Source organism: Bradyrhizobium sp. (genome assembly GCF_027451485.1).
In the GTDB taxonomy this organism is placed as follows: Bacteria; Pseudomonadota; Alphaproteobacteria; order Rhizobiales; family Xanthobacteraceae; genus Bradyrhizobium.
The window spans coordinates 39035-63753 of sequence record NZ_DAIDJE010000206.1; the positions used below are offsets into that span (position 1 = coordinate 39035).

23 protein-coding genes, 1 tRNA gene and 1 pseudogene are annotated in these 24719 nt (G+C 61.0%); 13 read left to right on the top strand and 12 right to left on the bottom strand.

Annotated features, from left to right (window positions below; all coding sequences use genetic code 11):
* Positions 1-2 precede the first annotated feature (2 nt).
* Positions 3-1133 (bottom strand): M20/M25/M40 family metallo-hydrolase, encoded by a 1131-nt coding sequence (locus NEZ08_RS23980; RefSeq protein ID WP_298112688.1) that lies wholly within the window; start codon positions 1131-1133, stop codon positions 3-5.
* A gap of 372 nt (positions 1134-1505) precedes the next feature.
* Here NEZ08_RS23980 and NEZ08_RS23985 point away from each other — a divergent pair, with 372 nt between their 5' ends.
* From NEZ08_RS23985 to NEZ08_RS23995, 3 genes are all read left to right on the top strand, one after another.
* A complete protein-coding gene (locus tag NEZ08_RS23985) occupies positions 1506-3233 on the top strand; it encodes an alkaline phosphatase family protein (RefSeq protein ID WP_298112690.1) in 1728 nt (575 codons plus the stop codon).
* Between the two features lie 11 nt (positions 3234-3244).
* Positions 3245-4573 carry a cytochrome c peroxidase gene (locus NEZ08_RS23990; protein WP_298112692.1) on the top strand — a complete coding sequence of 443 codons (1329 nt, stop codon included), beginning with the start codon at positions 3245-3247 and terminating at the stop codon, positions 4571-4573.
* Positions 4574-4790: 217 nt separating this feature from the next.
* Positions 4791-6365, top strand: coding sequence for an ABC transporter substrate-binding protein (locus NEZ08_RS23995; protein ID WP_298112694.1), 1575 nt, complete (start codon positions 4791-4793; stop codon positions 6363-6365).
* Positions 6366-6371: 6 nt separating this feature from the next.
* Here the strand turns inward: NEZ08_RS23995 and NEZ08_RS24000 are convergent, their stop codons facing one another.
* On the bottom strand, positions 6372-7694 hold the full coding sequence (locus NEZ08_RS24000) for a (Fe-S)-binding protein (protein WP_298112696.1): 1323 nt from the start codon (positions 7692-7694) through the stop codon (positions 6372-6374).
* 230 nt (positions 7695-7924) lie between these two features.
* Here NEZ08_RS24000 and NEZ08_RS24005 point away from each other — a divergent pair.
* Positions 7925-8011, top strand: a tRNA-Leu gene (locus NEZ08_RS24005).
* 550 nt (positions 8012-8561) lie between these two features.
* Here the strand turns inward: NEZ08_RS24005 and NEZ08_RS24015 are convergent.
* Positions 8562-10043, bottom strand: a complete 1482-nt coding sequence (locus NEZ08_RS24015) for an aldehyde dehydrogenase (protein ID WP_298112701.1) — start codon at positions 10041-10043, stop codon at positions 8562-8564.
* A 397-nt stretch (positions 10044-10440) separates the two neighbouring features.
* On the opposite strand from NEZ08_RS24015, the gene NEZ08_RS24020 reads away from it, so the two are divergent.
* Complete coding sequence (locus tag NEZ08_RS24020) at positions 10441-10884, top strand: twin-arginine translocation pathway signal (protein ID WP_298112703.1); 444 nt, start codon at positions 10441-10443, stop codon at positions 10882-10884.
* 21 nt (positions 10885-10905) lie between these two features.
* Here the strand turns inward: NEZ08_RS24020 and NEZ08_RS24025 are convergent, their stop codons facing one another.
* Together NEZ08_RS24025 and NEZ08_RS24030 are read right to left on the bottom strand one after the other, a co-directional pair.
* The gene (locus NEZ08_RS24025; protein WP_298112706.1) at positions 10906-12102 is read right to left on the bottom strand and encodes an FAD-dependent monooxygenase; all 1197 of its coding nucleotides are present in this window, start codon (positions 12100-12102) and stop codon (positions 10906-10908) included.
* A gap of 16 nt (positions 12103-12118) precedes the next feature.
* Entirely contained in the window at positions 12119-12364 is a 246-nt protein-coding gene (locus NEZ08_RS24030; protein ID WP_298112709.1) for a zinc-finger domain-containing protein, read from the bottom strand.
* Between the two features lie 310 nt (positions 12365-12674).
* On the opposite strand from NEZ08_RS24030, the gene NEZ08_RS24035 reads away from it, so the two are divergent.
* Positions 12675-13805, top strand: coding sequence for a hypothetical protein (locus tag NEZ08_RS24035; RefSeq protein ID WP_298112712.1), 1131 nt, complete (start codon positions 12675-12677; stop codon positions 13803-13805).
* A 28-nt stretch (positions 13806-13833) separates the two neighbouring features.
* Positions 13834-14586: an alpha/beta fold hydrolase gene (locus NEZ08_RS24040; RefSeq protein ID WP_298112715.1), complete on the top strand. Its 753-nt coding sequence runs from the start codon at positions 13834-13836 to the stop codon at positions 14584-14586.
* Here the strand turns inward: NEZ08_RS24040 and NEZ08_RS24045 are convergent.
* On the bottom strand, positions 14572-15873 hold the full coding sequence (locus NEZ08_RS24045; RefSeq protein ID WP_298112840.1) for a hypothetical protein: 1302 nt from the start codon (positions 15871-15873) through the stop codon (positions 14572-14574). The two genes, NEZ08_RS24040 and NEZ08_RS24045, sit on opposite strands and share 15 nt — an antisense overlap.
* 635 nt (positions 15874-16508) lie before the next feature.
* On the opposite strand from NEZ08_RS24045, the gene cysE reads away from it, so the two are divergent.
* Positions 16509-17339: a serine O-acetyltransferase gene (cysE, locus tag NEZ08_RS24050; protein WP_298112718.1), complete on the top strand. Its 831-nt coding sequence runs from the start codon at positions 16509-16511 to the stop codon at positions 17337-17339.
* Positions 17340-17511: 172 nt separating this feature from the next.
* Entirely contained in the window at positions 17512-17730 is a 219-nt protein-coding gene (locus NEZ08_RS24055) for a DUF3126 family protein (protein ID WP_072826479.1), read from the top strand.
* Positions 17731-17736: 6 nt separating this feature from the next.
* On the opposite strand, the gene NEZ08_RS24060 is transcribed toward NEZ08_RS24055, so the two are convergent.
* The gene (locus NEZ08_RS24060; RefSeq protein WP_298112727.1) at positions 17737-18447 is read right to left on the bottom strand and encodes a hypothetical protein; all 711 of its coding nucleotides are present in this window, start codon (positions 18445-18447) and stop codon (positions 17737-17739) included.
* Between the two features lie 218 nt (positions 18448-18665).
* Here NEZ08_RS24060 and NEZ08_RS24065 point away from each other — a divergent pair, with 218 nt between their 5' ends.
* Together NEZ08_RS24065 and NEZ08_RS24070 are read left to right on the top strand one after the other, a co-directional pair.
* Positions 18666-18995, top strand: a complete 330-nt coding sequence (locus NEZ08_RS24065; protein ID WP_298112730.1) for a hypothetical protein — start codon at positions 18666-18668, stop codon at positions 18993-18995.
* Between the two features lie 91 nt (positions 18996-19086).
* A complete protein-coding gene (locus NEZ08_RS24070) occupies positions 19087-19617 on the top strand; it encodes a gamma carbonic anhydrase family protein (RefSeq protein WP_298112733.1) in 531 nt (176 codons plus the stop codon).
* A gap of 34 nt (positions 19618-19651) precedes the next feature.
* On the opposite strand, the pseudogene NEZ08_RS24075 reads toward NEZ08_RS24070, so the two are convergent.
* Positions 19652-19881: pseudogene (locus tag NEZ08_RS24075) on the bottom strand (hypothetical protein).
* Between the two features lie 503 nt (positions 19882-20384).
* Between NEZ08_RS24075 and NEZ08_RS24080 the strand changes: the two are divergent.
* Positions 20385-20963 (top strand): hypothetical protein, encoded by a 579-nt coding sequence (locus NEZ08_RS24080; protein WP_298112738.1) that lies wholly within the window; start codon positions 20385-20387, stop codon positions 20961-20963.
* Positions 20964-21293: 330 nt separating this feature from the next.
* On the opposite strand, the gene NEZ08_RS24085 is transcribed toward NEZ08_RS24080, so the two are convergent.
* The 4 genes from NEZ08_RS24085 to NEZ08_RS24100 all read right to left on the bottom strand — a co-directional run bounded on the left by NEZ08_RS24085 (position 21294) and on the right by NEZ08_RS24100 (position 24261).
* Positions 21294-21917 (bottom strand): transglutaminase-like cysteine peptidase, encoded by a 624-nt coding sequence (locus NEZ08_RS24085; protein WP_298112741.1) that lies wholly within the window; start codon positions 21915-21917, stop codon positions 21294-21296.
* A 392-nt stretch (positions 21918-22309) separates the two neighbouring features.
* Positions 22310-22510, bottom strand: a complete 201-nt coding sequence (locus NEZ08_RS24090) for a DUF2892 domain-containing protein (protein ID WP_298112744.1) — start codon at positions 22508-22510, stop codon at positions 22310-22312.
* A gap of 24 nt (positions 22511-22534) precedes the next feature.
* Positions 22535-22978 carry a thioredoxin TrxC gene (gene trxC, locus NEZ08_RS24095; protein WP_298112747.1) on the bottom strand — a complete coding sequence of 148 codons (444 nt, stop codon included), beginning with the start codon at positions 22976-22978 and terminating at the stop codon, positions 22535-22537.
* Entirely contained in the window at positions 22975-24261 is a 1287-nt protein-coding gene (locus NEZ08_RS24100) for an FAD/NAD(P)-binding oxidoreductase (RefSeq protein WP_298112749.1), read from the bottom strand. The genes trxC and NEZ08_RS24100 overlap by 4 nt, the downstream gene beginning before the upstream one ends.
* Before the next feature lie 95 nt (positions 24262-24356).
* Here NEZ08_RS24100 and NEZ08_RS24105 point away from each other — a divergent pair, with 95 nt between their 5' ends.
* Entirely contained in the window at positions 24357-24689 is a 333-nt protein-coding gene (locus NEZ08_RS24105; protein WP_298112752.1) for a helix-turn-helix transcriptional regulator, read from the top strand.
* The last annotated feature ends 30 nt before the right edge of the window (positions 24690-24719 follow it).

Sequence of the window (24719 nt, forward strand, 5' to 3'; positions counted from 1 at the left end):
TGCTAGGTGAGCGTGGCCAAAAGGCCTGCCATCAGGCGGCCGCGCTCCGCGAGGCTGTCCACCTCGATATGTTCATTCAGCGTGTGCGCATCGGCGCCGCGAACGCCCAACCCATCCAGCGTCGGAATGCCCATCGCGCCGGTGAAATTGCCGTCGGAACCGCCGCCGGCCGAGCCGTGCGGCAGCTCGAGACCCATCGAAGCCGCAACGCTGCGCGCCTTTTCGTAGAGCGCCATGGTGCCGGCATCCGGCTCCCACACCGGGCGCGTCACGCCGCGCGTGACCTGGAAGGTCACGTCGTTGGACGTGCCGGACAAAGCCAGCATGCGTTCGACGCCGCGGTCGAGATCGGCCTGGCGCTTGGCCATGCTGAGTGCTTCGCCGATGCAGGTGGTGGCGACGCAATTGACCCACTGGCCGCCATGCACGACTCCGACGGAGAATGTGCAGTCCTCGGATGTCATGCCGTCGATGATCAGGATCTGCCGCGCCATCTCGCGAATGGCCGAACGGCCCGATGACAAGGTGGCGCCGGCGTGACTCGGCCGGCCGGTGGCTTCGAGGTTGAATCGCGCGATTGCATAACGGCCGGTCACGACGCCGTTGTTGGGCCGGCCGGGTTCTGGCACCAGCACATATTTGTTGCGTCTGGCTTCGGCTTCGATGATATCTCGCGTCGAGGGGGTTCCGACTTCTTCGTCCGGCGTGAACAGCACGGTGACGGGCAGCGGCGTGGCGACGGCGGCCCGCGCCAGTTGCCGAATCGCTTCCAGCGCGAGGTAATTGCCGCCCTTCATATCGAAGATGCCCGGCCCATAGCATCTGTTGCCTTCGCGCCGCCACTTCAGCTTCTCGATCGTGCCGAGGGGATGTACGGTGTCGAGGTGTCCCGCGATCAGGACGCCGGGTTCGCCCTGCTTGGGATGAGGGAATTTGGCCCGCACGCAACCGCCGAAGCCCTGTCGTCCGGCGATGCGCTCCACCTGCGCGCCCATGATCGCCATTTCGCGGGCGGCCAGATCGAGCATGCGGTTCACCGCTGTCGCATCCCAGGTCGGGCTTTCGCATTCTACCCAGCTGCGCAGGCCAGTGAGCATGGTCTCGGAATCGAAAGGAAGGTTGGCGGGGTTCATCTGATACTCTCGATCTCCACAGGGGAATTTCGACGGATGGAAGTTCAGTGCCGCTTAAAAGAAGGATTGGTGACAAATTTGTAAAGTCAAACTTCTGCAAAACAGGTACGCCGCGAGGCAATACGCTGCTTGTCTTGTCGATGCGGCAACGGTCGGCAAGGGCGCGAGGGCTTCCAGAAATGGTTTGCAGAGATCGTCCTCGATATGACCGCCAAGCTATCCGATCACCATCTCTCAACATACACAGCTTTGTGCGTGCGTGTGGGAAAACTCAGCAATTGAAGTCAAACCTACACATATGTGTCATTGAGGTTTTCTATCTGTCAGCCCCGCACGCCTCAAAATTCTTTTGAGAGGCAAATGGGGAGAAAGATGAAACATCTGAAACTCAAATCGGCTCTGCTTTCTTCGGCCGCGATGATCGCCGTCGCCGCCGCCTTCACGACGACCGGTTCCGTTGCCGGTAACCTCGAGAGCCAGCTGGCTCCGGTGATGAACCTGGTCGACGACGTCGCTTCGAACGCGAAGAAGGAGGTCGGCGCGGACAGGCTGCCGACCAGGACTCCGATCAAGCACCTCGTGGTTATTTTCAACGAGAACGTATCGTTTGATCATTATTTCGGCACTTACCCGAACGCGCTGAACCCGGACGGTGAGCCGCCCTTCGAGCCGGCCAAGAAGACGCCGCGCGACATCAACAACCTGCTGTCGAACCCTTCGCTGCTCGACAACAACCCGAACCTCAATCCGGCCAACGGCGCCGGCGCCTCCAACCCGTTCCGTCTTGACCGCACGCAGGCTGGCACCGCCGACCAGAACCACGCCTATACCGCCGAGCAGGCGGCGTATGACGGCGGCAAGAACGACCTGTTTCCGCTCGATACCGGCAGTGGCACCAAGGGCGGTGCCGGTGCATTCGGCACCACCGCTCAAGTGATGGGCTATTTCGATGGCAACACCGTCACCGCGATGTGGAACTACGCTCAGAACTACGCGATGAGCGACAATTCGTGGACCGACGACTACGGGCCATCGACGCCCGGCGCTCTCAACATGTTCGCCGGCAGCACCAATGGCGCGGTCGTTCCGGCGGGCCTTTCCGCCAGCACCATTCCGGATGGGCAGGGCGGCCTGACGCTGATCAACGACACCGATCCAACCGGCGACATCTGCTCGAGCCCGACGAGACAGGTCGCGCTGACCGGCAAGAATGTCGGCGATCTGCTCAATGCGGCGAATATCCCATGGGGTTCGTTCATGGGCGGTTTCAATCTGCAAACCATCAACAACAACGGCACGACTGGTTGCGCGCGCAGCTCGGTGAGCGCGGTTACCGGTACGGTTACCGACTACATCCCGCACCATGCCTGGTTCCAGTATTATGCATCGACGGCCAACCTGAACCATGCCCGTCCGACGTCGATCAAGGCGATCGGCTATACCAAGGTCCCGGGCACCAACAAGATCGACCCGGCCAATCACGCCTATGACCTGGAGGACTTCACGAAGGCGGTCGGCTCCGGCAATTATCCCGCGGTTTCTTTCATCAAGCTACCCGCCTATCAGGACGCTCACCCCGGTTACTCCGATCCGCTCGATGAGCAGACGGGGGTGGTCAACCTGATCAACTTCCTCCAGCAGCAGGAGGATTGGGACTCCACCGCCGTGATCATCGCCTATGACGACTCCGACGGCTGGTACGACCACGCCTTTGTCGCCCCGACGCATGGTTCGTTCTCGAGCGCCGACGCGTTGAACGGCACCGGCAACTGCGGCACGCCCGGCGTCACACCTGAGCCAAACGGTGTGAAGGGCCTGCCGGTTGCTGGCCGCTGCGGCCCCGGCACGCGCATGCCGTTTATGGTGATCTCGCCCTATGCGAAAAAGAACTATGTCAGCCACGTGTTGACCACGCAGGCTTCGGTCACGCAGTTCATCGAGGACAACTGGTTGAACGGCGAGCGTATCGGCGAGGGCTCCTTCGATGCTACGACCGGTTCGATCATGGACATGTTCGACTTCAGGCGGAAGCACTCGGAAAAGCTGATCCTCGATCCGACGTTCGGCGTCGTGGACAGCAGAGACAAGATCAAGAACTGAGCTGATCTGACATGCTTCGTCGCACAATTGTGTGGTCCCTCGGCGCCGGCCTTCTGGCCGGCGCCGTCTTCGCTACCGAGCCGCAGACGTTGCCCGGCGCAAATCCGAAACCGGTTCATCTGATCCGCCGCCCGGTCGCGCCGCTTTCCGCCATGGCAAGACTGGGGCGAGATATTTTCTTCGACGCGAGACTGTCGTCGTCTGGCAAGATCGCTTGCGCTTCCTGCCACAGTCCCGACCATGCCTACGGTCCGCCGAACGACGGCCCCGTCATGCTTGGAGGACCCGACCTGACGTTGCAGGGCGCGCGGGCCGTTCCGTCATTGACCTATCTCGAACGGCAGCTTGATTTCAGTATCGGCCCCGAAAAGGAAGACGAGAACGATAACGTCGCCGGTCTGGCGCAGCAGGCCGAGGCCGGCAAGGGCGCCGTGCGCTTCGAGAAGATCGCGACGCAGACCGCGCAAAGCGCCAACATCGTGCCTCAAGGCGGCCTGTTCTGGGACGGCCGCGCCGATACGCTTCAGATCCAGGCGTCGGGTCCGTTGCTCGATCCGCGGGAGATGGATGGCGGCAGCGTCGAGATCATTGCCGAAAAGCTGCGCAACGCACCTTATGCCAAGAAATTTGCGGCCTTGTTCGGCGAGCGGGTTTTCAAGGACACAAAGCTGCTCGTCACGGAGGCGTCCTTCGCAGTGGGCCGCTACCAGATGGAGGAGCCGAGCTTTCACTCCTACACCAGCAAGTACGATTACTGGCTGGAAGGAAAGGCTCGTTTGAGCGAGGCCGAACTGCGCGGCCTTCGCTTGTTCAACGATCCCCAGAAAGCCAATTGCGCCGGCTGCCACACCTCGCAGCCTTCACGCGAAGGATACCCGCCGCGCTTTACCGACACCCAATATGAGGCGCTTGGCGCACCGCGCAATCTGGCGCTTACCGACACAAGGAATCCCAACTACTACGACCTCGGGGTGTGCGGCCCGATTCGCAAGGACGTTGCCCTGCAGACCCAGTTCTGCGGCATGTTCAAGACGCCGAGCTTGCGCAACACCGCCATTCGCCACGCGTACTTCCACAACGGCGTTTTCCGCACGCTGCAGCAGGTGCTGGACTTCTACACCTTCCGCGATACAAATCCGGAAAAGGTTTATCCGGTGGACGCCGATGGCAAAGTGCAGAAGTACAACGATATCCCGTTGCAGTATCAGGCGAACGTCGATGTCGCCGATCCGCCGTTCAACCGCCACCGCGGCGATCAGCCGGCAATGACGCCTCAGGATGAAACCGATATCATCGCATTCCTGCAAACGCTCAACGACGGCTACAGCCCCGAAGAGTAGGGCAAATCGTGCGGCCTGGACGGCAACGGATGACAGCTTCCGTTGCCGTCTGCATTTGGCGCAAAGCCATTCCCCTGAAAGTCGATTGACGCGCCGTGTAGGCGGTGCAAGTCTCAAAAATATCGAAAGACTTACAAGGTGTTAGTGTCGCGAAATCACGCAACACGTGCACATTGGATAAGCGGCGATGCCCGATTTCACATCAGGAGACAGGTCCATGTGGTGCAGGAACTTGAAATTTGCGGCCTTCGCGCTCGCCCTCGTCGCGGCCGCGCCGGCGTCTGCCACAACCATCACCGCGGTGATGCATTCCGACCTGCGTGTGATCGATCCCGGATTCACGACCGCCTATATCACCCGGGACCACGGCTACATGGTCTATGACACGCTGCTTTCGGAAGACGCGAACTTCAAGATCCAGCCGCAGATGGCGGACTGGAAGGTCTCCGACGACAAGCTGACCTACACCTTCACGCTGCGCGACGGGTTGAAATGGCATGACGGCACGCCGGTGACGGCGGAGGACTGTGTCGCATCGCTCAAGCGCTGGGGCCGCAATGACGGCATGGGCCAGAAGCTGATGGATTTTACCGCGAGCCTTACCGCCGCGGACCAAAGGACCATCGTGCTGAAGCTGAAGGAGCCCTATGGCCTCGTGCTGGAATCGATCGGCAAGCCGTCCTCGCTGGTGCCGTTCATGATGCCCAAGCGCCTTGCCGAGACACCGCCCGGCCAGCAGATCAAGGAGCAGATCGGCTCGGGCCCTTTCAAGTTCGTGGCAAGCGAATTCCAGCCCGGCGTGAAGGCGGTCTATGTCAAGAACACCGACTATGTGCCGCGCAAGGAGCCGCCGAGCTGGACCTCGGGCGGCAAGGTGGTGAAGGTCGATCGCGTCGAATGGATCACCATGCCGGATGCGCAGACTGCGGTGAACGCGCTGCAATCAGGCGATATCGATTTCATGGAGAACCCGCCGTGGGATCTTCTGCCGGCGCTTTCCGCCAATCCGGAATTGAAAGTCCAAACACTGAACAAGCTTGGTTACCAGACGCTGGGGCGGATGAACTTCCTTTATCCGCCGTTCGATAACGTCAAGGTGCGCCGCGCTGCCTTCCTGGCGATCAACCAGAAGGAGGTGCTCGACGCGCTCGTCGGCAACCCCGAATATTATCGGATCTGCGGCGCAGTGTTCGTCTGTGGCACGCCGCTCGCTTCCGATGTCGGATCGGAGACGCTGGTGAAGGGTAACGGCATGGCGGAGGCGAAGAAGCTGCTCGCCGAATCCGGCTACGACGGCACGCCGGTCGTGGTGATGGCGCCGGGCGACGTCGTGACGCTGAAGGCGCAGCCGATCGTGGCAGCGCAACAGTTGCGCGAAGCCGGCTTCAAGGTCGATGTACAGGCGACCGACTGGCAGACCGTCGTCACCCGCCGCGCCAGCCAGAAGCCGCCGAAGGAAGGCGGCTGGAATATGTTCTTCACCAACTGGGCCGGCGCCGACGTCGTCAACCCCATCGCCAACGTCTCGATCAACGGAAAGGGCAAGAATGGGGGCTGGTTCGGCTGGCCCGACGATCCGAAGATGGAGGCCTTGCGCGACGCCTTCGCACGCGCGTCGTCGCCGGAAGAGCAGAAGAAGCTCGCCGAACAGATCCAGAAGGAGAATTACGATCAGGTGATCTATATCCCGCTCGGCCAGTTTCTGATTCCCAGCGCATGGCGCACCTCGCTCAAGGGCGTGCTCGACGGTCCGGCGACGCCGATCTTCTGGAATATCGAGAAGAAGGAGTAGGGGCGATCAACCGTCCCGCAGCGGCAGCGGCTGATCGGCGAGCATGCCCTTGACGACGGCCTCGCGGGCTTTCGCGGCATCAAGCGCGTGGATCGCCAGCAGGTCGGCGCAATCGGCGACGATCTGATCGGCATCCTGCATCAGCTTCAGCTCCTTGTAACGATCGTGTTGCTTCAATCCCATGCTCTGACCGACCAGTTCAAGCAGGTTGACGATGCGGAACGGCCAGTCGCGCTCATGTGCGCAGAGCTCGCGATGCTCGGAATGATAGATGGTGACGAGTGCGTCGATGCCGGCCTCGCGGGCAGTCTCCAGTTCCTTGCGCGTCAACTCGCGCTTGAACTCGGGCAGGACGCTCAGGCTCACGCCCTGCAGTCCGAACGCCGGCTGCTTCAGGTCGACGAGCGTGATGCCGGGAATGGCTTCCAGGGTTTTGATGGCGGCTTCCACCACGCCGGAGACGCCGGGATGGCGATGCAGCGCGACGCGCATTGGAACGCGTTCACGCAGATGGGGCGTGAGCTGATCGAGGCGCTGCGCCAGGAAGCGAAGGAACGGCGTCATCTCGAACGGGCGAGCGCCGCGCTGGCGTTCGAGCGCGGGCAGGGTGGTTTCGGTGAACTGGACATAGCAGCTGGGACACCAGGAAATGACCTCGCCTGACTTCGACTGTGCCAGCTTGTCGACGCTGCTCGTTCCCATCCGGCCGGACATTTCGACATCGCCGGATCGCAACTGCATGACGCCGCAGCAATGGCTCGGTCCGCCCATCACCTCATAGCCGATACCGAGCGCGTCCATGATGTCGAGAGCGAGGAGCGCGATGTGCGGCGTCTTGAGCACATTGCAGCCGGTGTAGAACACGAAATCCGGCAGCTCGTTCGTCACATTCGCTGACGCCGGTTTCTGGCCGAGCCGTGCCAGCACCTGATCGTCCAGCTGAAGCTGCGAAAGCATGGCGACTTCACGGCTGACGTCGCGGTATCTCTCCAGTCCTTGCCGTCGCCGCGCCGGCAAATCATTCCTGGTTTTGGCCATGGCAACGCGCGCCATCGCGAGCAGAAAGCGCGGATTGATCGCTTCATCGCAGGCCGTGATGCATGCACCATGAAGCGTGCAGGCTTGCGCCCATTTCCGCGACGCCTCCAGTCCCTGACCCTCGCGCAGAATATCGAGGATGCCGCCAATGACATCCACGGGCGCCGCATCTGCAATGCCCGCCGGCTTCACGCTCGGGCATACCTCGATGCACTTGCCGCAGCGGGTGCAGGCATCCACCATCTCGTCGACGCGTTCCTGGACCGCCTCTTCAAAGGAGAGATGAGACATGGAGCATGCTTCCGGTCTAGGCGACTACTTCTTCTATCACCACGGGCTTTGCCTATAAAGCGGCGCATGTTGCAGGTTGCGGAAGCCGCCGCCCGTGAGCATGGCCGCGACTCACGTTGAAGAAGCGGCCAATGGTGGCTTGAGCAAGGTGGATGACGAATCTAGACCACGAGGGATTTCATGCAAAACGTTTGCGGGGCATAGGCAAAAAAGCTATGCAGGCCAACAACGCGGACGTGGCGGAATTGGTAGACGCAAGGGACTTAAAATCCCTCGATGGCAACGTCGTGCGGGTTCGAGTCCCGCCGCCCGCACCAGATCGAGTGCCGCTGTCGCAAGATCGCGATAACTCTCAGCAGTGGGTTGCGCTTGCCGGCCCGGATCGGTGTCATCCGGATTTCCGACGGCTTCGTCAAAATCTTGCTGTCCACGCCTGTCACTGCTCATTACTCAAGATGAGCTGACTGCCGAAAATTTGCTTGACCAAAGTATCAGCGGCTCCCGTCCGGGCATTCTCAGCCATTTTAACTTAGGTTGTCGCGGCCCCAAGCCGCTGCTCTTAGCCTTAAAAGCCGGAGCTGCGGGTTCGGTTATTCGGGAGTAAGCCTTGAAAAAGAGACGGCGGTTTAAACAAACAACCCCTCTGAAAGAGCGACTCATGGCGTTCGCCGAACAAGTGCGAGAGCAGGCATCGACGCTGCCGCCCGGTCCCGAAAGGGAAGACCTCCTGAAAAGAGCGAGCCGAGCGGACACGGCGGCACATATTGACGAATGGATCAATTCGACCGGGCTGCAGTCACCGACTTAGGCGGCAACCGGAACCAGCCATGCCGGCGGCCCCGGTGCGCAGCGCTCCGGGCACAGCGCTCATCGCATAACGAACGGATTGGCCGGGGCGCCCTGTGCGGTCGAAATCCACACGCTCTTCGTCTCCAGGTATTCGCGGACTGCGTCGATGCCGCTCTCGCGGCCGAGACCCGAATGTTTCATGCCGCCGAACGGCATCATGTAGCTGATCGCGCGATAGGTGTTCACCCAAACGGTTCCGGCGCGCAGCAGCTTCGGTACGCGCACGGCGCGCGCAAGATCGCGGGTCCATATTCCCGCCGCGAGGCCGTAGATCGTGTCGTTGGCGATGCGAACGGCATCTTCCTCGCTGTCGAAGCCGATGATCGACAGGACCGGCCCGAACACCTCCTCGCGCGCGATCCGCATGGAGTTGTCGACGTCGGTAAAGATGGTCGGCTCAACAAACTGACCGCCGGCGATGCCCTCGCCCGAGGCCGGCTTGCCTCCGAGCAGACAGCGGGCGCCTTCTGATTTTGCGATATCGATGTAATCGAGCACCTTCTTATACTGCGCCGGCGTCGTGATCGGGCCGATATTGGTGTCCGACTGCATTGGATCGCCGATCTTGGCAGAGCGCGCGAGCTCCAGGAGGCGCTCCACAAACTTGCTCTTGATCGAATTCTGCACCAATAGACGCGATCCGGCGATGCAGGTCTGGCCGGTCGCGGCGAAGATGCCGGAAACGGCGCCCGCGGTCGCGGCTCCGAGATCGGCGTCCTCGAAGACAATGTTGGGGGACTTCCCGCCGAGCTCCAGCGAAACCCGCTTCAGGCTGCGTGCGGCCGTCTCGTATACTTTCGCGCCGGTCGTATCCGACCCGGTAAAGGTGATCTTGGCGATGCCGGGGTGCGAAATCAGGTCGGTGCCAACTTCCGGCCCGAAGCCTGTGACCACGTTGAAGATTCCGTCCGGAATGCCGGCCTCCCTGGTGAGCGCGGCGAACTCCAATGTGCTGGCGGACGTGAATTCCGATGGCTTGACGATGACCGCGCAGCCGGCGGCGAGCGCGGCAGCACATTTCCAGGCAACAAACAGCAGCGGCGAATTCCAGGCTGTGAGCGCTGCCACAACGCCGACCGGTTCATGTGTCGTGTAGGCAAAGGTGTCCGGCTTGTCGATCGGCACGAGACCGCCTTCCAGCTTGTCGACAAGACCGCCGAAATACCACCACCATTCCGGGTGGTAACGAAGCTGGCCGAGCATCTCGGCCATGAGCTTGCCGTTGTCGCGGACCTCGATTTCGGCGAGACGTTCGGCGTTCGCGGCGACGAGGTCGCCAAGCTTCCGCATGGCCTTACCCCGCGCCGAGGCCGTCATCTTCGACCAGGGGCCGCGCCACATGGCTTCGTTGGCAGCCTTTGCAGCCGCGTCGACATCGGCAGCAGATCCGCGGGGAATTTTCGCCCACGCCTTGCCACGGTAGGGATCGATCGATTCAAACCATTCACCCTTGGCAGGATCGACATACTGGCCATCGATGAAAAGCTGATAGGTCTTCATTGGTCCCTCCAGTTCCGGCGAGGCGGTGAGAGGCGATTGGAAGGCAGACGATAAAACAATTGTGCGGCTTCGCCATGGCGATTGTTGCACAGGCCACCCAAGCCGATTTGCCGTAAGCGGGAGCCTTTCCAGCAGCAGGCGAAACAGGGGACGGCTATTCAGCGAGGCTGGTTGGCGTGACCGCGAAGGCCTGAGGCGTCGACAAGTCGGCGATCCCGGCCAAGCCCGCTTATGCCCGTGGAATCAGGCAGTTGGCGCTTCTCCTCGGTCGGGAACGTGAGCCAACCGCCTTGCGACGTCCTAAACTGCAGTGAGAGGGCGGCTCGATCGGAAGCCTCATTCCGGACACCAGTTCCTGCTTTACGCAACCTCAAGATTGTCGGTTTAACAGCATCTCATGATCGCGTTCCTGCCCTGGCATCGTTCGCCGCTCCGCGCCGTCGCAGGCGCGGTTCTTTTTGCGCTGGGTGCGGCTCTTTCCGGCTGCGCCAACATGAGCGACGGCATGACCTCGGCCTTTGCGGACCCCGCGAAATACGAGCTCTACAATTGCAAGCAGCTCGAGACCGAGCGCAAGAGTCTTGGGACCAGAATGGCCGAACTACAGGGTTTGATGAGCAAGGCGCAGTCGGGTTTCGCGGGACCGGTGGTGGCGGAGGTTGCCTATCGCAACGATTACATTGCGCTGCGTGGCCAGGCCAGGAATGCAGACGCCGCGTGGGTAGCCAACAAATGCCACGAGACGCCGCCGTCAAAGACGACGGAGACGCCTTCTGCTGCGCCGATGCCGGCAGCGGTATCCGTGCATACGCCGAAGAAGTCGGGCAACGCCGTCTATTGATCGGGTTTGCGAGGCTTCGTCTCAGGGCCGCCAATCATAGATCCAGTTCTGTCGCGCGAGCATCCGCTGCGGCCCCATCGCCTTGATGACAAGGTCGCGCGCGAGCGCGAGCGGACCCGCCAGATGATAGATGCGGCCTGCCTGCCGCGCACTGCGCTGAACCATCTTGACGCGTCGCCGGCGCACCCGCCCATAGCTTTGCAGGGCCGCCGAAAATCCCGCCGGGCTTTCGTCGGAACGCGCGGCGATGCATTTCGCCAGCACCGCAGCATCCTCGATCGCCATGCCAGCGCCCTGGGCGGCGAATGGCAGCATGGCGTGGGCGGCATCTCCCAACAACGCCACGCCGTCGCCCGTCCAGGGACCGCGGTTGGGAAGGGTGAACAGCGCCCATTTTCGCCAGCCGTCCACGGCGCCAATGAGCATCCGGGGAATGGCATGCCATCCGGCTGCAGCGAAGGCGCTCTTGATCTCGTTCAAGTCTCCCGGTTCGCTCCAGCCCGGCCTATTCCATTGTCCGGGGACGACCGCCACCACGTTGATCTGGCGCGCTGCGGAAATCGGATAGGCGACGAGATGCGCGTGGGGTCCCATCCAGAGCTGCACGCGTCGCGAGGTATATTCGCGAGGTAACTGCTTGGTATCGAGCGTGCCGCGCCAGGCGATCAGGCCGGAGAACAGGGGCTGCACATCCGGCAGCAAATGATTGCGCACGGTGGACCAGATTCCGTCAGCGCCGATCAGCGCGACCGCGAGTTCCTCCTGGCGAGAGGTGCCGCTGCGCTGGACAACGGTCAATCCCTTGGCGTGAGGGCTGACATCCTCGAATTGGCAGCCGAGCCGCAATTCGATGTTCGAGCGGCTTTCGACCTCCTCGCGCAGAGCGGTTTGCAGATCGGCGCGATGGATCACCAAGTAGGGGGCACCAGCGGCAGAGTTTATCCTGTCAAGTGGAAGTCGGGAGATCTCGCCGCCATTTCTCGCGCTCATCAGGCATATCGAATCGGGCGTCACCGCGCGGGAAAGCCGCGGGCCAAGGCCGAGATCAAGCAGCACGCGGCTGGCATTAGGCGAAAGTTGCAGACCGGCGCCGGCTTCCTCCAGATGCTCTGCCTTCTCCAGAACAATGATTCGAAAGCCCAGCTTCGCCAGCGCCAGCGACGTGGTGAGTCCCCCGATTCCGGCGCCTGCAACGATGATCGTCCGTAAAGCCGCCATATGGCGACGAGCCGGATCAGGCGACCTTATCGGTCAGCACGCATTCCGGCGGGCGGGCTTCGCCGGGCTTGAGGTCGGCGGCGAAACGATAGAGCGTCGAGCAATAGGGGCAGATAATCTCGTTGTCGTTGCCGAGGTCGAGAAAGACATGCGGATGATCGAAAGGCGGATTGGCTCCGACGCACATGAATTCCTGCGAGCCGATCTCAATGACGGCAACGCCGGCATCGTTGTGGAAGTGCGGAACGACATGATCGGACATCGGGTTCACCTTAGGTAGCGAGCAGCAGACGGCATCTCCGCGAGGTTCCGCCACTGGAAAGCAGCAATACCAACGGATGCTGTTGATTCCTAGTGCTCCGGTATCTGACGAAGCGACAGCCAAATCTTCCGCTGTAGCGGGGCCGATTTGACATTTTCCACAACCGTGCGATAGCCCCGGCGCCGCTAATTTTCACCGTACAAATTCGACACAATCTTGGTGTCCCGGAGAAGCCCTTCTTTCGTCGGGGCGGTTGTGTCGCAAAAGCGGCACACTATGTCTCGCTGCACAGGGTCGGGCAGGTTTTTTGATGAAACGGCGGCGGATCAGTTGGACTTTGGCAGCAATGGCGGTAAGCGGTGCCGCGCTTGCCGTGCTGTGGCCGCATGCACACGAAGCGGGTGCCATGTTGGCGGCGCAGGACGACCCTGCGCAATTGTCTGACATCCAGGTCAGTTCTGCCTTGCGAAACAAACAAGATCTTATCGTCGGTCAGATCGAAGCGGCGCTGGAAAGTCATGATACCGGCTTGGCTGAAAGCTTCGTTGATCTCGCCAAGGCGAGGCACATCGAGTTGCCGCAGGATCTAGTGAACCGCGTAAATCAGACCGTTGCCGAAGACAGCTCCGCGGCGCATTTCGCCGGACGTTTTGCCAGCGGCCTTGTGACCGGAAACGCTGACGACGCCGGCAGCCTGTCGGGCACCGTTGCCGGCGATCTCTTCGTCTTCGGCGACATCAGGGATGTCGTCCGCGAGGGCAAGCATCTGATCATGGGTCAGGACACCGATCGCCTGGTGCTCGGTCTTGCAGCCGCCGGCCTCGCCGTGACGGCGGCGACCTATGTCACCGTCGGCGGCACTGCGCCGGTGCGCGCCGGGCTGACGCTGGTCAAGGATGCGCGCAAGATCGGGAGGCTGGGGGAGGGGCTCACCGCATGGGCCGGCCGCTCGGCGCGGGATGTTGTCAATGCACCGATGCTGGAAGAGGCCGTTGCCTCCAGTGCGACGACGTCACCGATACGAACCGTGAGCGCCGTTCGCGCCGCATTCAATGCCGAGAAAGCGGGAGCGCTGGTGCGGATGGCCAAGGATGTTGGCCGTATCAGCGAAAAGGCCGGCGCGCGCGGCGCGCTCGATACGCTCAAGATCGCTGAAGGGCCGGAAGATATCGCGCGCGCGGCGCGGCTGGCGGAAAAAAGCGGCGGCAAGACGCGGGCGCTCATCAAGCTGCTTGGCCGCGGCGCGCTCTTGCTGACGACCGGCGCCTTCGATCTGCTATTATGGGTATTCAGCGCGCTGTTCACGCTGTTTTCCCTGCTGGTGTCGATCAAGGCGACCACCGAACGGCTGGCGCAGTCGTGGATTGACCATCGCAAGCGCCGCAGGCTGCGTACGCAACTCGCTGCCGGTCAGATGGCCAGCGCCACCGCAGACGGCTAGTTTTCATCTCCTAAAGACGGAACACGCCATGCCGAGCTTTCACCACGGCGCTGTTGAAATCGCCTATCTCGACGAAGGCGAGGGCGACCCGATCATCCTCGTGCACGGCTTTGCCTCGAGCAAGAATGTGAATTGGGTATATCCGACCTGGGTCTCCGACCTGAAGAAAAACGGCCGTCGTGTAATCGCCTTCGACAATCGCGGTCACGGCGATTCCAGCAAGCTTTACGATTCGGCCGAGTATGAGATCGCCATCATGGCGAGCGACATCGCGGCCCTGATGGATCACCTCAGGCTCGATCGCGCTGACGTCATGGGTTACTCGCTGGGATCGCGGATGACGGCGATCCTGGCGCGGAGCGCGCCGCATCGCCTGCGCTCGGCAATCCTGGGCGGGATCGGCATCGGCCTGATCGACGGCGGCGGTCCCGGCGAGAACGTCGCTGAGGCGCTCGAGGCGGATTCGTTGGATGAGGTCACCGATCCGGTCGGGCGGACATTTCGCGCCTTTGCCGACCAAACCCGCTCCGACCGCAAGGCGCTCGCGGCGTGCCTGCGTGGTTCACGTCGCCTGATGACGAATGAGGACGCAGCCGGAATTACTGTCCCGGTATTGATTGCGGTAGGCACCGCGGACGAGATCGCGGGCTCGGCGCATGCGCTCGGCGAGATCATTCCCGGCTCGGAAGTGCTCGATATTCCCCGTCGCGATCACATGCGCGCCGTCGGAGACAAGATCTATAAAGAGGGCGTGCTGGACTTTCTGTCACGTCGGCCGTGACCGTCCGTTCGGGATATCGTCTCGCTGCCAATACCTCATCCCCGCGATCATCAGCGCAAAGGTCGTGATCCAGACGAGACGCGAGCCATAGCGATCGTGCGGGCCTGATATCACGCCGCAGATGAACGCGTTACCCAGCAGCGTCAGGCATACGGTCGCGAGCAAAAGCGTTACATCGTCGACCCGCTTTCGCCAGAGCGCAGCGAGCAGCAGGACAAAGACCAGTACCGTCGAGATCAACGCGACCGGAACGTGAATCAGGTTGAAGGGACCAAAGGTGAGGTGGCTTTTCTGCTGGCGCGCTGCGTCAACTACTTTCAATTGCTGTGGCAGAAAGTCCCGGAAGAGGCCGTAGGTGTGCATCATTGTCGGATGGTCGGTATTCTCGCCGGTGGCCACTTTAAGCAACTGCTCCCCCGCATCCGTCAGCGCCGCCTCGGCCTGCCATAGCGGGTAGTCCGCAAGAGCGTGGACTGCGATGTATCCCATCTCATTGCCCAAGCCGGGAAAGCGCCCGAGCTTGTTGAAGATGCTTTCCCGGCTCCACAGGAAATCGTCCGCCGTTTCCGGCAGCTCGTTGCGGTAAGGGCAGAGCTTGAACTGTTGGGTGGCACAATGGTCGTTCAGGTAACGGGTGACGATGCCGTCCTGGAGCATGCGGGCAAACGCCAGCGCAGGGCCGCCGGGCGTCCACGCCAATTGTCCGGACAGGGCGAAATTGCCCAACAGCAGCATGATGGCGCCGGCGGCGATGGTGAGTGTGCCCTGCACGAGGTGGGTGGTCGGGATTCGCCCGCATAGGAAGGGGCGCAAGATCCATCCGACGCAACACAATCCCAGGAGAACGCCCATCGTTGCGCTGTGGGTTGCTGCCGAAAAAGCAGTGAAAACGAACAGTGCGATCTTTTCGCTTCGGGAAATCTTGCTGCTGTACAGGACCAGAAGGAACAACGACAGGACCGACAAGCCGGAAAAGATGTCGGTCAACAGCATGCTGGCAAGCCAGGGGAGCGCCGTCGTCAGGGTCAGCGCCAGACACGATCCGAACAGCCGCCACGGCCCGGCGAGGCCAAAGACCCGCAGCATCAGCTGCAAGATCCACATTGTCGCGAGCGCCTGGATCGCCAGATTGCCCCAGAAGTAGGTGTGTTCACCGTAGTGCAGATAGAGGCCGAAGACGGTCGAACGACTAGGGACCAGGTAACCTTCATACCATCGCGCCAGATACCCGCCGGTGTCCGACTGAAGGAGGGGGTAGCCATTCCAGAATGCCGGCGCAAGCAGCATCAGGGGTATGGCGATGGCGATCGCCCAGACCAGAAGCGGTTTGGCGTCGCGTGCGGGCACGGTGGGTGCGCTAATATCTGCCATCTGACCGACCATGCAAGGAGACCTTATCGCGCGCAAATCCGCCGATAGTCGGCTTGATTTACGGGAACTCGCAACCAACTAGAGCTCCGATTCCGAAGTTCGCAGGCTATATCGTCATACCCCGATGCGAACTCCGGACGCGAAGGACTCAAGCGATTTATTGTTGCCAGTACCGCCGATCTGAAGTCCCTGCACCACAAGCGGCGAATTCGATCAGGGACTTCAGATCGATGAAGCGGTACTCGCATCAATAAGTTAGCTAGTGCCCATGACTTTCCGAAGTTCGTGAAATCGGAAGTTGAGGCGTAACACGAACTTCGGAAAGTGGGCACTAGTGCGGCTTCGAATTTTAAGTTCTTATGACGAACTGGCGGCGAATTGATAGGAGCTTCAAAATCCGCCGAACAGAGCGGGCAGCTCAAATTCCTATGAGATTCCGGCGCCTTATGCCAGCATTCACCCTCGCGTGAAAGTCGGAGGACATCGGGTCGGGCTCGTGATAAAAATGGGTCTGTTTATCGTGGCTACAGAGGAATTTGCGGGTGGAGCCTATGGCAAAGCATCAGATCAATCCGCAAGGCGGCAGCAGGCTGGCTGCTCTCGACCCGATTTGGGATCGGGTCCGCGCCGAGGCTGAGGACATCGTCCGCCGGGAGCCGGAACTCGCCACGTTTATCTATGCCACCGTATTGCATCACGACCGGCTCGAGCAGGCGGTGGTGCACCGGATTGCCGAACGCCTGGACCATTCGGCACTGTCGGGTGACCTGATCCGCCAAGCCTATGACGAGGCGCTGCGCGACGATCCTGATATCGGCAACGCCTTCCGAGCCGATCTGGTCGCGGTTTATGACCGCGATCCAGCCACGTCGCGCTTTATCGACCCCTTGCTCTATTTCAAGGGTTTTCATGCCTTGCAGACCCATCGTCTGGCGCACTGGCTGTTCAGGAGGGGCCGCAAGGATTTCTCCTTCTATCTGCAAAGCCGCTCGTCTTCGGCATTTCAGACCGACATAAACCCGGCGGCGGTCATTGGCCGCGGCATCTTCCTCGACCATGCCACCGGTTTCGTTTGCGGTGAGACGGCAGTAATCGAGGACGACGTCTCAATTCTGCATGGGGTCACGCTCGGTGGAACCGGCAAGGAGAACGAGGATCGCCACCCCAAAATCCGTCGCGGCGTGATGATCGGGGCCGGAGCCAAAATCCTCGGCAACATCGAGGTCGGTCACTGCGCGAGAATCGCGGCTGGCTCCGTGGTCGTCAAACCCGTGCCGCACAATGTGACGGTCGCCGGCGTGCCGGCCAAGATCGTGGGTGAGGCCGGATGCGCCGAACCCTCCCGTACCATGGACCAGATGATCAACGCCATCGGGCTGTGAGTTTCATCCCTGCGCGCCGCCGGAGGATTGCGCGCGGGTGGGACGCATTGATGGTTTTGCAGTCGGCCGGATGCGCGGCTATAACCCTGCCCGGAATCAAATTGTCATGATGCTGGCGCTTCTCGCCGCATCGCTCTAAAACTTCTTAGCTTTTCGCATTTGGAGACGCACCGTGGACGTTCAGGAAGTCAGGAAACTCGACGCCTACCTCAAGCGTGTGTTCGGGAATCCAAAGATCCGCGTGGTTCCGCGGCCCAAGAAGGATGACTCGGCCGAAGTCTATATCGGCGAGGAATTCATCGGCGTTCTCTTTGTCGATGACGAGGACGATGACCGCTCGTTTCAGTTCCAGATGGCGATCCTGGAAGACGATCTGGTCGAGCAGGGCTAATCACGGCTATTTCGAACCGTGTAGTTGCTGGGTCAGGCGGTCCATCGCGTCCGCCACCTGCCGCCATTGCGCCAGCCAACTGCGCGGAAAGCGAAAGGTCAGGTCAGCTCCCTCAATGCGACGTTCGCTGAGACACATGCCGGGCGTGGCTGCCTCGCGCGAGCAGCGGGCAACCATGCCGGGTGAGGACGCGAAGAACAAATCCTCTCCGCTGTAGGGCGAGCCCTCACGGAATGCGCGCGTGGTCAGACCATCCTCGCCAACCGACTGGGTAGGCTCGAGATAGCGTGGCAAGATGGTGGCTACGCGCTCCTCCGGCGCCAGCGAGCCATGATGGGCCGCAATCGACAGGAAAATCCGGTCGATCGGTCGTACAGTGTCCTCGACAGTAGCCGCACTGACGCGTTTTGGCGCTTCCGGAGGCTGGAGCGAGGGGTAGCTGAAGCTCAGGTCAATGCGTTCCTGTGGCCCGGTATGGCGCTGGATTTTCATTCGGATCGAAGCAGACGGCACGTTGAAGAGGGTCGAGCCGATGCTGATCGGCAGCCGCGCCGGCCCGCTTCCCGCTTCCGCGTCCCAGGTCGGCCAGAGCAGATAGGCAACCGAGGTAAGCGCCGCTGCAGCAATAAAGCCGCCCACCACGACCGGGAGCAGGTGGGCGCTCCAGTCCTTTCCGGTGCTGCGTGCGATGATCCGGGTTGAGGCGATTAAAGTCATGAACAAGCTGAGGTTGGATCGGAACTGCGAACGAATCAGCGCCGAATATGCCATGCGGCGCCGCACATCCGTATCGTTTGAACTGGGGCATGCCTTGTGAGCCATGTGCCGGCCGCAGTTCCCGAACATGCATTAACCCTTCCTTAAGTATGTTGTAGCGGTCGCGCGCCAATTTTGCGAAGCAAAGCCGGTTTCAGTCGTTGCGTGGACGTACCCTCATGACGCCGGATGCGTTGAACTCCGTGTTTGCCTTGGCCATCGGTTTTGCGCTCGCCGGCGCGCTCACCAGCGGATATCAAGCGATCGTGCATCGACCGGCAGGCTTCGGCTTGCTTCAGGACGGGATTGCACCGAGCACCTTTGCGGCCGTGCCGTTTTTGGTGTTTGCCGCCCCCTTCATCATCATGCGCAATACGCTGCGTGGCGTGCAGGTCGAGCGGCGCCGCTTCGAGTTCGTGATGATGGCGACGGTGCTGGCGGGATTCTGGAGCCTGATGTCCGGGTCCTTTTTTCTCATGACGCTCCACGCCGCGGGACTGCTGGCCTGAATCCTTCTTGACGCGAGCCGCTGCACAGCTTGCTTGAAAACGCTTTGAGGGCTGTGCGAGAGTCATCCCTTGGAAAGGAGACCTCTCCCTCATGGCGATCTACGAACTCGACGGCCAGGCGCCTGACCTCCCCAAATCCGGCAACTATTTCATCGCCGATACTGCAACCGTGATCGGCAAGGTGCGTCTGCTCGAGGGCGCAAGCGTCTGGTTTGGCGCGGTGTTGCGCGGCGACAATGAGTGGATCGAGATCGGGGAGGGTTCGAATGTGCAGGACAATTCGACCTGCCATACCGATCGCGGCTTTCCGCTGACGATCGGCAAGAACTGCACTGTTGGCCACAATGTCATCCTGCACGGCTGCACGCTCGAGGACGGCGCATTGGTCGGCATGGGGTCGATCATCATGAACGGTGCCAGGATCGGCCGCGACAGCATCGTCGGTGCCGGCGCGGTGATTACCGAAGGCAAGACATTTCCTGAACAGTCGCTGATCATCGGCGCGCCGGCGCGGGTGATCCGGACGCTCGAACCGGCTCAGGTAGCGGCCATGGGAAGTGCGGCAAAATTCTACGCCGGTAACGGCCCTCGCTTTAAAGACGGCTTGAAGAGGATCGGCTAAGTCTCGTCGGCCATGGATGCCGGCGTTCCTGTCATCATGGTTTGGACTTCCGACCAGGTTTGGGGCGGTTGCGTTTGCGCTCCGGTTCAGCTGTCAGGCGAACGCTCTTGCGCAGGGGTCCTTGAGATCGATTGGAATGCCGTGCTTCTTGAGCAAATCGGCAAATGCCTCGTCCGCCAGTTCCTGGAACGTCGCCATCCGGTCGCGCGTCAATTGCTTCAGCTTGTCGAACGTATCGTCGTCGAAGGCGATCAATTTGCGCATGAGCAAGGCCGGATGCGTGAACGATGGGGCGACGCTTAACAGGGTTTAGCCAGTGGTCCCCACCCTAACATTTCAGCTTCCGGTCCTCCAAATGTCGCGCGGATGCCGCCCCGCGCTGGCATAGTGTGATTTTCAGCAGCAGATCGTCTGTTGCTGGCAGGAGAGGCAGAAATTGAATGCCTCGGCCGCGCCGTCAAGACACGGCCGCCATGTTTTGGTGCGTCGGTTTGCGCATTTCCTATCGGTCCAACGAGATCGTGTTGATCGATATGATTGATGACAACAAACCGGCCAGGCCGGCTCGAGAACGGAGCACTTCAACGACGACGTCCCTCCGATCCGCTTCATAAAACACTTTTTATCTTTGAAGATCCTGCCGTCCGGTCGCGCAGACGTGAGCATATCGTGTGAGACATGTCATCGCGCTCGGCCGTACAACAGGGAACAGAAAGCTGAACAGCGAGTCTTCTCTTACGAGGACTTGTCACTTGAAGGAGGATGAGATGTTGCGGAAGACAATGATTGCGCTGTGCGCCGTGGCTTCGGTACTTGCGTTGACGCCGAATATGGCCTTGGCCTTTGGTGGACACGGCGGCGGCGGTGGGGGACATGGCGGCGGTGGTTTCGGTGGGGGTGGCGGCGGCTTTGGTGGCGGGCATGGCGGCGGTGGATTTGGTGGCGGCGGGTTCGGCGGCCATGTTGGCGGTTTTGGCGGCGGCGGTTTCGGCGGTGCGCATGTGGGTGGCCTCGCTACGCGCGGTGGCATGAATAGCTTCGCTCACGTGGCACCGGGCGGCGGCGTTGGCGCGGTCCAAGGCAACCGGTTTGCAGGCGGCAATTTTGGTCACGGCGGGTTTGGCCACGGCCATGGCCGCGGCTTTCGCCATCGCGGCTTTTATGCCGGATATGGAGGCTGGGGTTGGGGGCCGGGCTATTACGACGATTGGGGCTGGGGCTATCCGGACTACGCCTATTACGATTATCCGGATTACTATGGCTACGACAACAACTGCTACGTGGTGCAGCGGCGTGTGCATACGCCGCATGGGTGGCGCCTACGGCCGGTCCAGGTTTGCAGTTAGTTAGGGGAGCGCCCCTGCTGCCCAATGAAAGCGCGCGGATGTTCGTCCGCGCGCTTCGTTATTTCGGCACGAACTTTCTGAGGTAAAAAAACAAGGCCGTCGGCGGAGTATGTTCGCCCACGGCCTTGCCTGCCCCGGATATTAAATTGGCTCACGCCATCCGGCGAACTCCACCATGGCACGGTGTCACCCGGATCCGTGTGAAGTAGTTCACAAAGTCTCCAAAAAGGGTGCGGCCAGCCCTTGGGGGAAGGCTGGCCGCGCGCGAGACGGTCTGGGACGGGGAGGGGTGGGGATGTGACCGGCTCGCGTAACTCTTGATTCTTGTTCTCAATGATCCCTGGCGCTGGCTGTCAAAGCCGCAGGCCGGGGATCGCCGAGGGAAACCCAGACATTCTGGTCGCTCTGCGATTGGCGCTTGACGAAGCGGTAGCCGGTCTCGGTCCAGGCCACGACGTTTTCGTTCTGGTTGTCGAGAATGAACTCGCCCTTGTCGGACTTGACGGTCAAGACCGCATGACCTTCGCCCATCTTGTCGCGCACAACCGTGATCAGAAGCGCCTCGCGGGGCCAGCCCGCATCGATCAGCATCTTCCGTTTCAGCAGCACGTAGTCTTCGCAGTCACCATAGCCGTCGGTCGGGATCGACCATTTCTCGACCACGCCCCAATGATCCATGTCGGTCATCGGCTTGATGGTCTCGTTGACCCAGCGATTGACCTTGATCAGATCGCGCCAGGCCGCTTGCGTCATCACGATATCACGCGGCTGAGACGGGCCGGCTTTGCACTCGGCCGCATTCTCGGTGCAGAATTCGACCCAGCCGATCGGGGCACGTGCGGTGTCGCCAAGACTTGCATAGAGCGGCCGCTCATCTGCGGCTCGCGCCGATACGGTCAGTCCCAACAGGATGGCGGCAACCGCCAAACCTTTCCGATCCCTGAGGTTGAACATTGTGGCCCCCCGTTTTCTTGTTGGGACCACGTTTCGCACAAAGGATTTGCGGTGCGGCTAAGCAGCCGAAGCACAATTGAGACGAATACTGCTCAATACTTCAGATAGTTCGATCGGCATTTGAATAGAATGCGAGTCCAATTTTACAAAACTGCAATTGATTCAAATTTTAGCAATTAACTGCCGAGACCGCGAAAATGCAGCCGTATTCCTGAAAAGGGTTCCCGGCATTAACCGGGATCACCGGGGCTTGCCCGCTCGCAAAAAAGCCCCGGTTGACCCTCTGGAGTTGGAAAAACAGCCAATCCGGCGCGTTTCGGCTTTACCGGCCGCTAACGCTTTCCGAACACAGCGAACTGGATCCGAGCAAGTCGGCGATTTCTCTCGGGTCGTTAAAACGCGTTTCCTTTGCGCAGCCCGAGCCACTTGAACACGAGCGCTGCCGGGCAAAGGCCGGTGAGCGACGCCTGGATCATGTTCAACCCGGCAAAAGCCGTCAGCAGATACCAATAGGCGTTGACATAGGTGCCGAGCGCCAGCCCCAGCAGGACGACGAAACCGGCGAAGGCTAGAACAGCTTTATCGATATTCATGATATTCTCCTTGAAACTGCAACATTAGGAATGGGCAAGGCGGGATTCTGTCCAGGCGACGATGCTTTGCGCATCCATCGCGCCGGCTTGACGGGCGATCTCGCGGCCGCCGCGCATCAGGAGCAGCGTCGGAATTCCCGAGATATTGAGGCGCGACGACAGCGAAGGCGCTTTGTCCGAGTTGAGCTTTAACAGGCGCACCTGAGGCTCCAGCTGTTGGGCGGCGCGCTCGAACATCGGGGCCATGGCGCGGCACGGGCCGCACCAGGGTGCCCAGACGTCCACGAGCACGGGAATGTCGTTGTTGGCGAGGTGACGTCCAAAACCTTCTTCGTCGACCTCCACGGGGTGGCCGGTGAAGAGTGGCTGATGGCAGGCGCCGCAGCGCGCCTCCTTGGAGGCGCGCTCAACGGGCAGCCGGTTGGTCCGCCCACAATTCCCGCAGACGATATGGCGCGTCTCGCTCATGTGCCGGTCTTGACCTCCTTGATCTTGGGGATGTTCAGCTGGTTGAGCATGAAGCGTTCGTAGAACGGCTCGGTTTCGCCGCGCCGCATCTTGCGAATGAAGTATTTTTCGAATGCCACTTTGGCGTAATGCACCCATTCGCCCTTGGACGACCAGTTGACGTTGCGCGGCGGAATCTGCGGCTGCGCCAGGAAGGCCACGCCGGAATCGCCGAAGTCGGCGAGACAGATGGCATTCCAGGTCGGCTGGGCGTCGGGCGTCTTGCCGCGGAGCAGGGCGCCGATGTTCATCGCGGTCGCCGTGACCATCGACTCGATCATGAAGCCGGTCTTCGGTACGCCGACCGGAACCGGGGTCGCTCCGACTGGCGCAATCGCGACGCATACGCCGACTGCAAACACGTTCGGGAAGGCGGGGTTGCGCTGATGCTTGTCGACGATGACGAAGCCGCGAGGATTAGTCAGCTTTTCGATGCCGCGAACGGCTTCGACGCCGCGGAAGGCCGGGAGCATCATGGAATAGACAAACGGCAGATCGTGAGCCTTGTGGACCGTGCCGTTTTCCGCAAATTCCTCTACGGTCATCTTGCCGGGCTCGATACGGTCGACCCGCGCATTGGTGATCCACTTGATATGCTTTTCGCGCATCTCGCTTTCGAGCAGGCCCTTGGTGTCGCCGACGCCGTCGAGCCCGAGATGGCCGATATACGGTTCTGACGTCACGAAGGTCATTGGTACCTGATCGCGCAGCTTGCGGCGTCGGAGTTCGGTCTCCAAAATGAACAGGAATTCGTAAGCCGGCCCGAAGCAGGATGCGCCCTGGACCGCCCCGATCACGACAGGGCCGGGCTTGGCGGCGAGCTTTTCGAACGCTTCCTGTGCCTTCGCGGCATGATCGACGTGACAGATCGATTGCGTGTAGCCCTCCGGACCCAATCCCGCAATCTCGTCAAAGGCCAGCTGGGGCCCCGTCGCGATCACGAGGTAGTCGTAGCTGATCGATGAGCCGTCGCCGAGTTCGACGCGATTCTCCTCGGGGTGAACGCGCTTGGCTCCCTGGGTGAGCAGGCGAACGCCTTTGCGCTTCATGATGTCGGCGAGATCGATCTCGATGTCGCTGCGTTTGCGCCAGCCGACCGCGACCCACGGATTCGACGGCACGAAGTGATAGACCGCTCCCTCCGAAATGACGCTCAGCCGGTCGCCCTTGTTGAGCTGGGGCAACAACTCATATGCCATCAGCGTTCCGCTGAGGCCTGCTCCGATTACGACAACTTCCGCCACGACTGCCTCCTTTTGGGTTGACCGCCTCGCCGGTTTGCCCCGGCCGTCTCGCGTGATGCTTGACTACATATTCATAAATTCGTATATACGCAACTATGAAAATAGATAGCGAAGTGATGGAGCGCGCGGCGGACGAAGCGAGCGATCTCCTGAAAGCGCTTGCCAACCGGCACCGGCTTCTCATCATATGCCAGTTGATCGACGGCGAGCGTTCGGTCGGCGAGCTTGCCGAATTCCTCGACCTGCGGGACTCCACAGTTTCTCAGCATCTTGCGCTCCTTCGCAAGGATGGTCTGGTAACCGCGCGGCGCGATGCGCAGACCGTTTTCTATTCGATCGCGAGCGAGCCGGCGCGCGACATCCTCAAGACGCTCTATCAAGCCTATTGCGTTACGAAACCTAAGGGCGCGCGCGCGCCCTCGCGTTGAGCTAGATCAACGCGGCATCCGACCCTTTGA

Bases quoted from the DNA above. Each gene is read 5' to 3' on its own strand.
- NEZ08_RS23980 (WP_298112688.1), bottom strand. From the start codon at position 1,133: ATGAACCCCGCCAACCTTCCTTTCGATTCCGAGACCATGCTCACTGGC.
- NEZ08_RS23985 (WP_298112690.1), top strand. From the start codon at position 1,506: ATGAAACATCTGAAACTCAAATCGGCTCTGCTTTCTTCGGCCGCGATG.
- NEZ08_RS23990 (WP_298112692.1), top strand. From the start codon at position 3,245: ATGCTTCGTCGCACAATTGTGTGGTCCCTCGGCGCCGGCCTTCTGGCC.
- NEZ08_RS23995 (WP_298112694.1), top strand. From the start codon at position 4,791: ATGTGGTGCAGGAACTTGAAATTTGCGGCCTTCGCGCTCGCCCTCGTC.
- NEZ08_RS24000 (WP_298112696.1), bottom strand. From the start codon at position 7,694: ATGTCTCATCTCTCCTTTGAAGAGGCGGTCCAGGAACGCGTCGACGAG.
- NEZ08_RS24015 (WP_298112701.1), bottom strand. From the start codon at position 10,043: ATGAAGACCTATCAGCTTTTCATCGATGGCCAGTATGTCGATCCTGCC.
- NEZ08_RS24020 (WP_298112703.1), top strand. From the start codon at position 10,441: ATGATCGCGTTCCTGCCCTGGCATCGTTCGCCGCTCCGCGCCGTCGCA.
- NEZ08_RS24025 (WP_298112706.1), bottom strand. From the start codon at position 12,102: ATGGCGGCTTTACGGACGATCATCGTTGCAGGCGCCGGAATCGGGGGA.
- NEZ08_RS24030 (WP_298112709.1), bottom strand. From the start codon at position 12,364: ATGTCCGATCATGTCGTTCCGCACTTCCACAACGATGCCGGCGTTGCC.
- NEZ08_RS24035 (WP_298112712.1), top strand. From the start codon at position 12,675: ATGAAACGGCGGCGGATCAGTTGGACTTTGGCAGCAATGGCGGTAAGC.
- NEZ08_RS24040 (WP_298112715.1), top strand. From the start codon at position 13,834: ATGCCGAGCTTTCACCACGGCGCTGTTGAAATCGCCTATCTCGACGAA.
- NEZ08_RS24045 (WP_298112840.1), bottom strand. From the start codon at position 15,873: ATGCTGCTTGCGCCGGCATTCTGGAATGGCTACCCCCTCCTTCAGTCG.
- cysE (WP_298112718.1), top strand. From the start codon at position 16,509: ATGGCAAAGCATCAGATCAATCCGCAAGGCGGCAGCAGGCTGGCTGCT.
- NEZ08_RS24060 (WP_298112727.1), bottom strand. From the start codon at position 18,447: ATGACTTTAATCGCCTCAACCCGGATCATCGCACGCAGCACCGGAAAG.
- NEZ08_RS24065 (WP_298112730.1), top strand. From the start codon at position 18,666: ATGACGCCGGATGCGTTGAACTCCGTGTTTGCCTTGGCCATCGGTTTT.
- NEZ08_RS24070 (WP_298112733.1), top strand. From the start codon at position 19,087: ATGGCGATCTACGAACTCGACGGCCAGGCGCCTGACCTCCCCAAATCC.
- NEZ08_RS24080 (WP_298112738.1), top strand. From the start codon at position 20,385: ATGTTGCGGAAGACAATGATTGCGCTGTGCGCCGTGGCTTCGGTACTT.
- NEZ08_RS24085 (WP_298112741.1), bottom strand. From the start codon at position 21,917: ATGTTCAACCTCAGGGATCGGAAAGGTTTGGCGGTTGCCGCCATCCTG.
- NEZ08_RS24090 (WP_298112744.1), bottom strand. From the start codon at position 22,510: ATGAATATCGATAAAGCTGTTCTAGCCTTCGCCGGTTTCGTCGTCCTG.
- trxC (WP_298112747.1), bottom strand. From the start codon at position 22,978: ATGAGCGAGACGCGCCATATCGTCTGCGGGAATTGTGGGCGGACCAAC.
- NEZ08_RS24105 (WP_298112752.1), top strand. From the start codon at position 24,357: ATGAAAATAGATAGCGAAGTGATGGAGCGCGCGGCGGACGAAGCGAGC.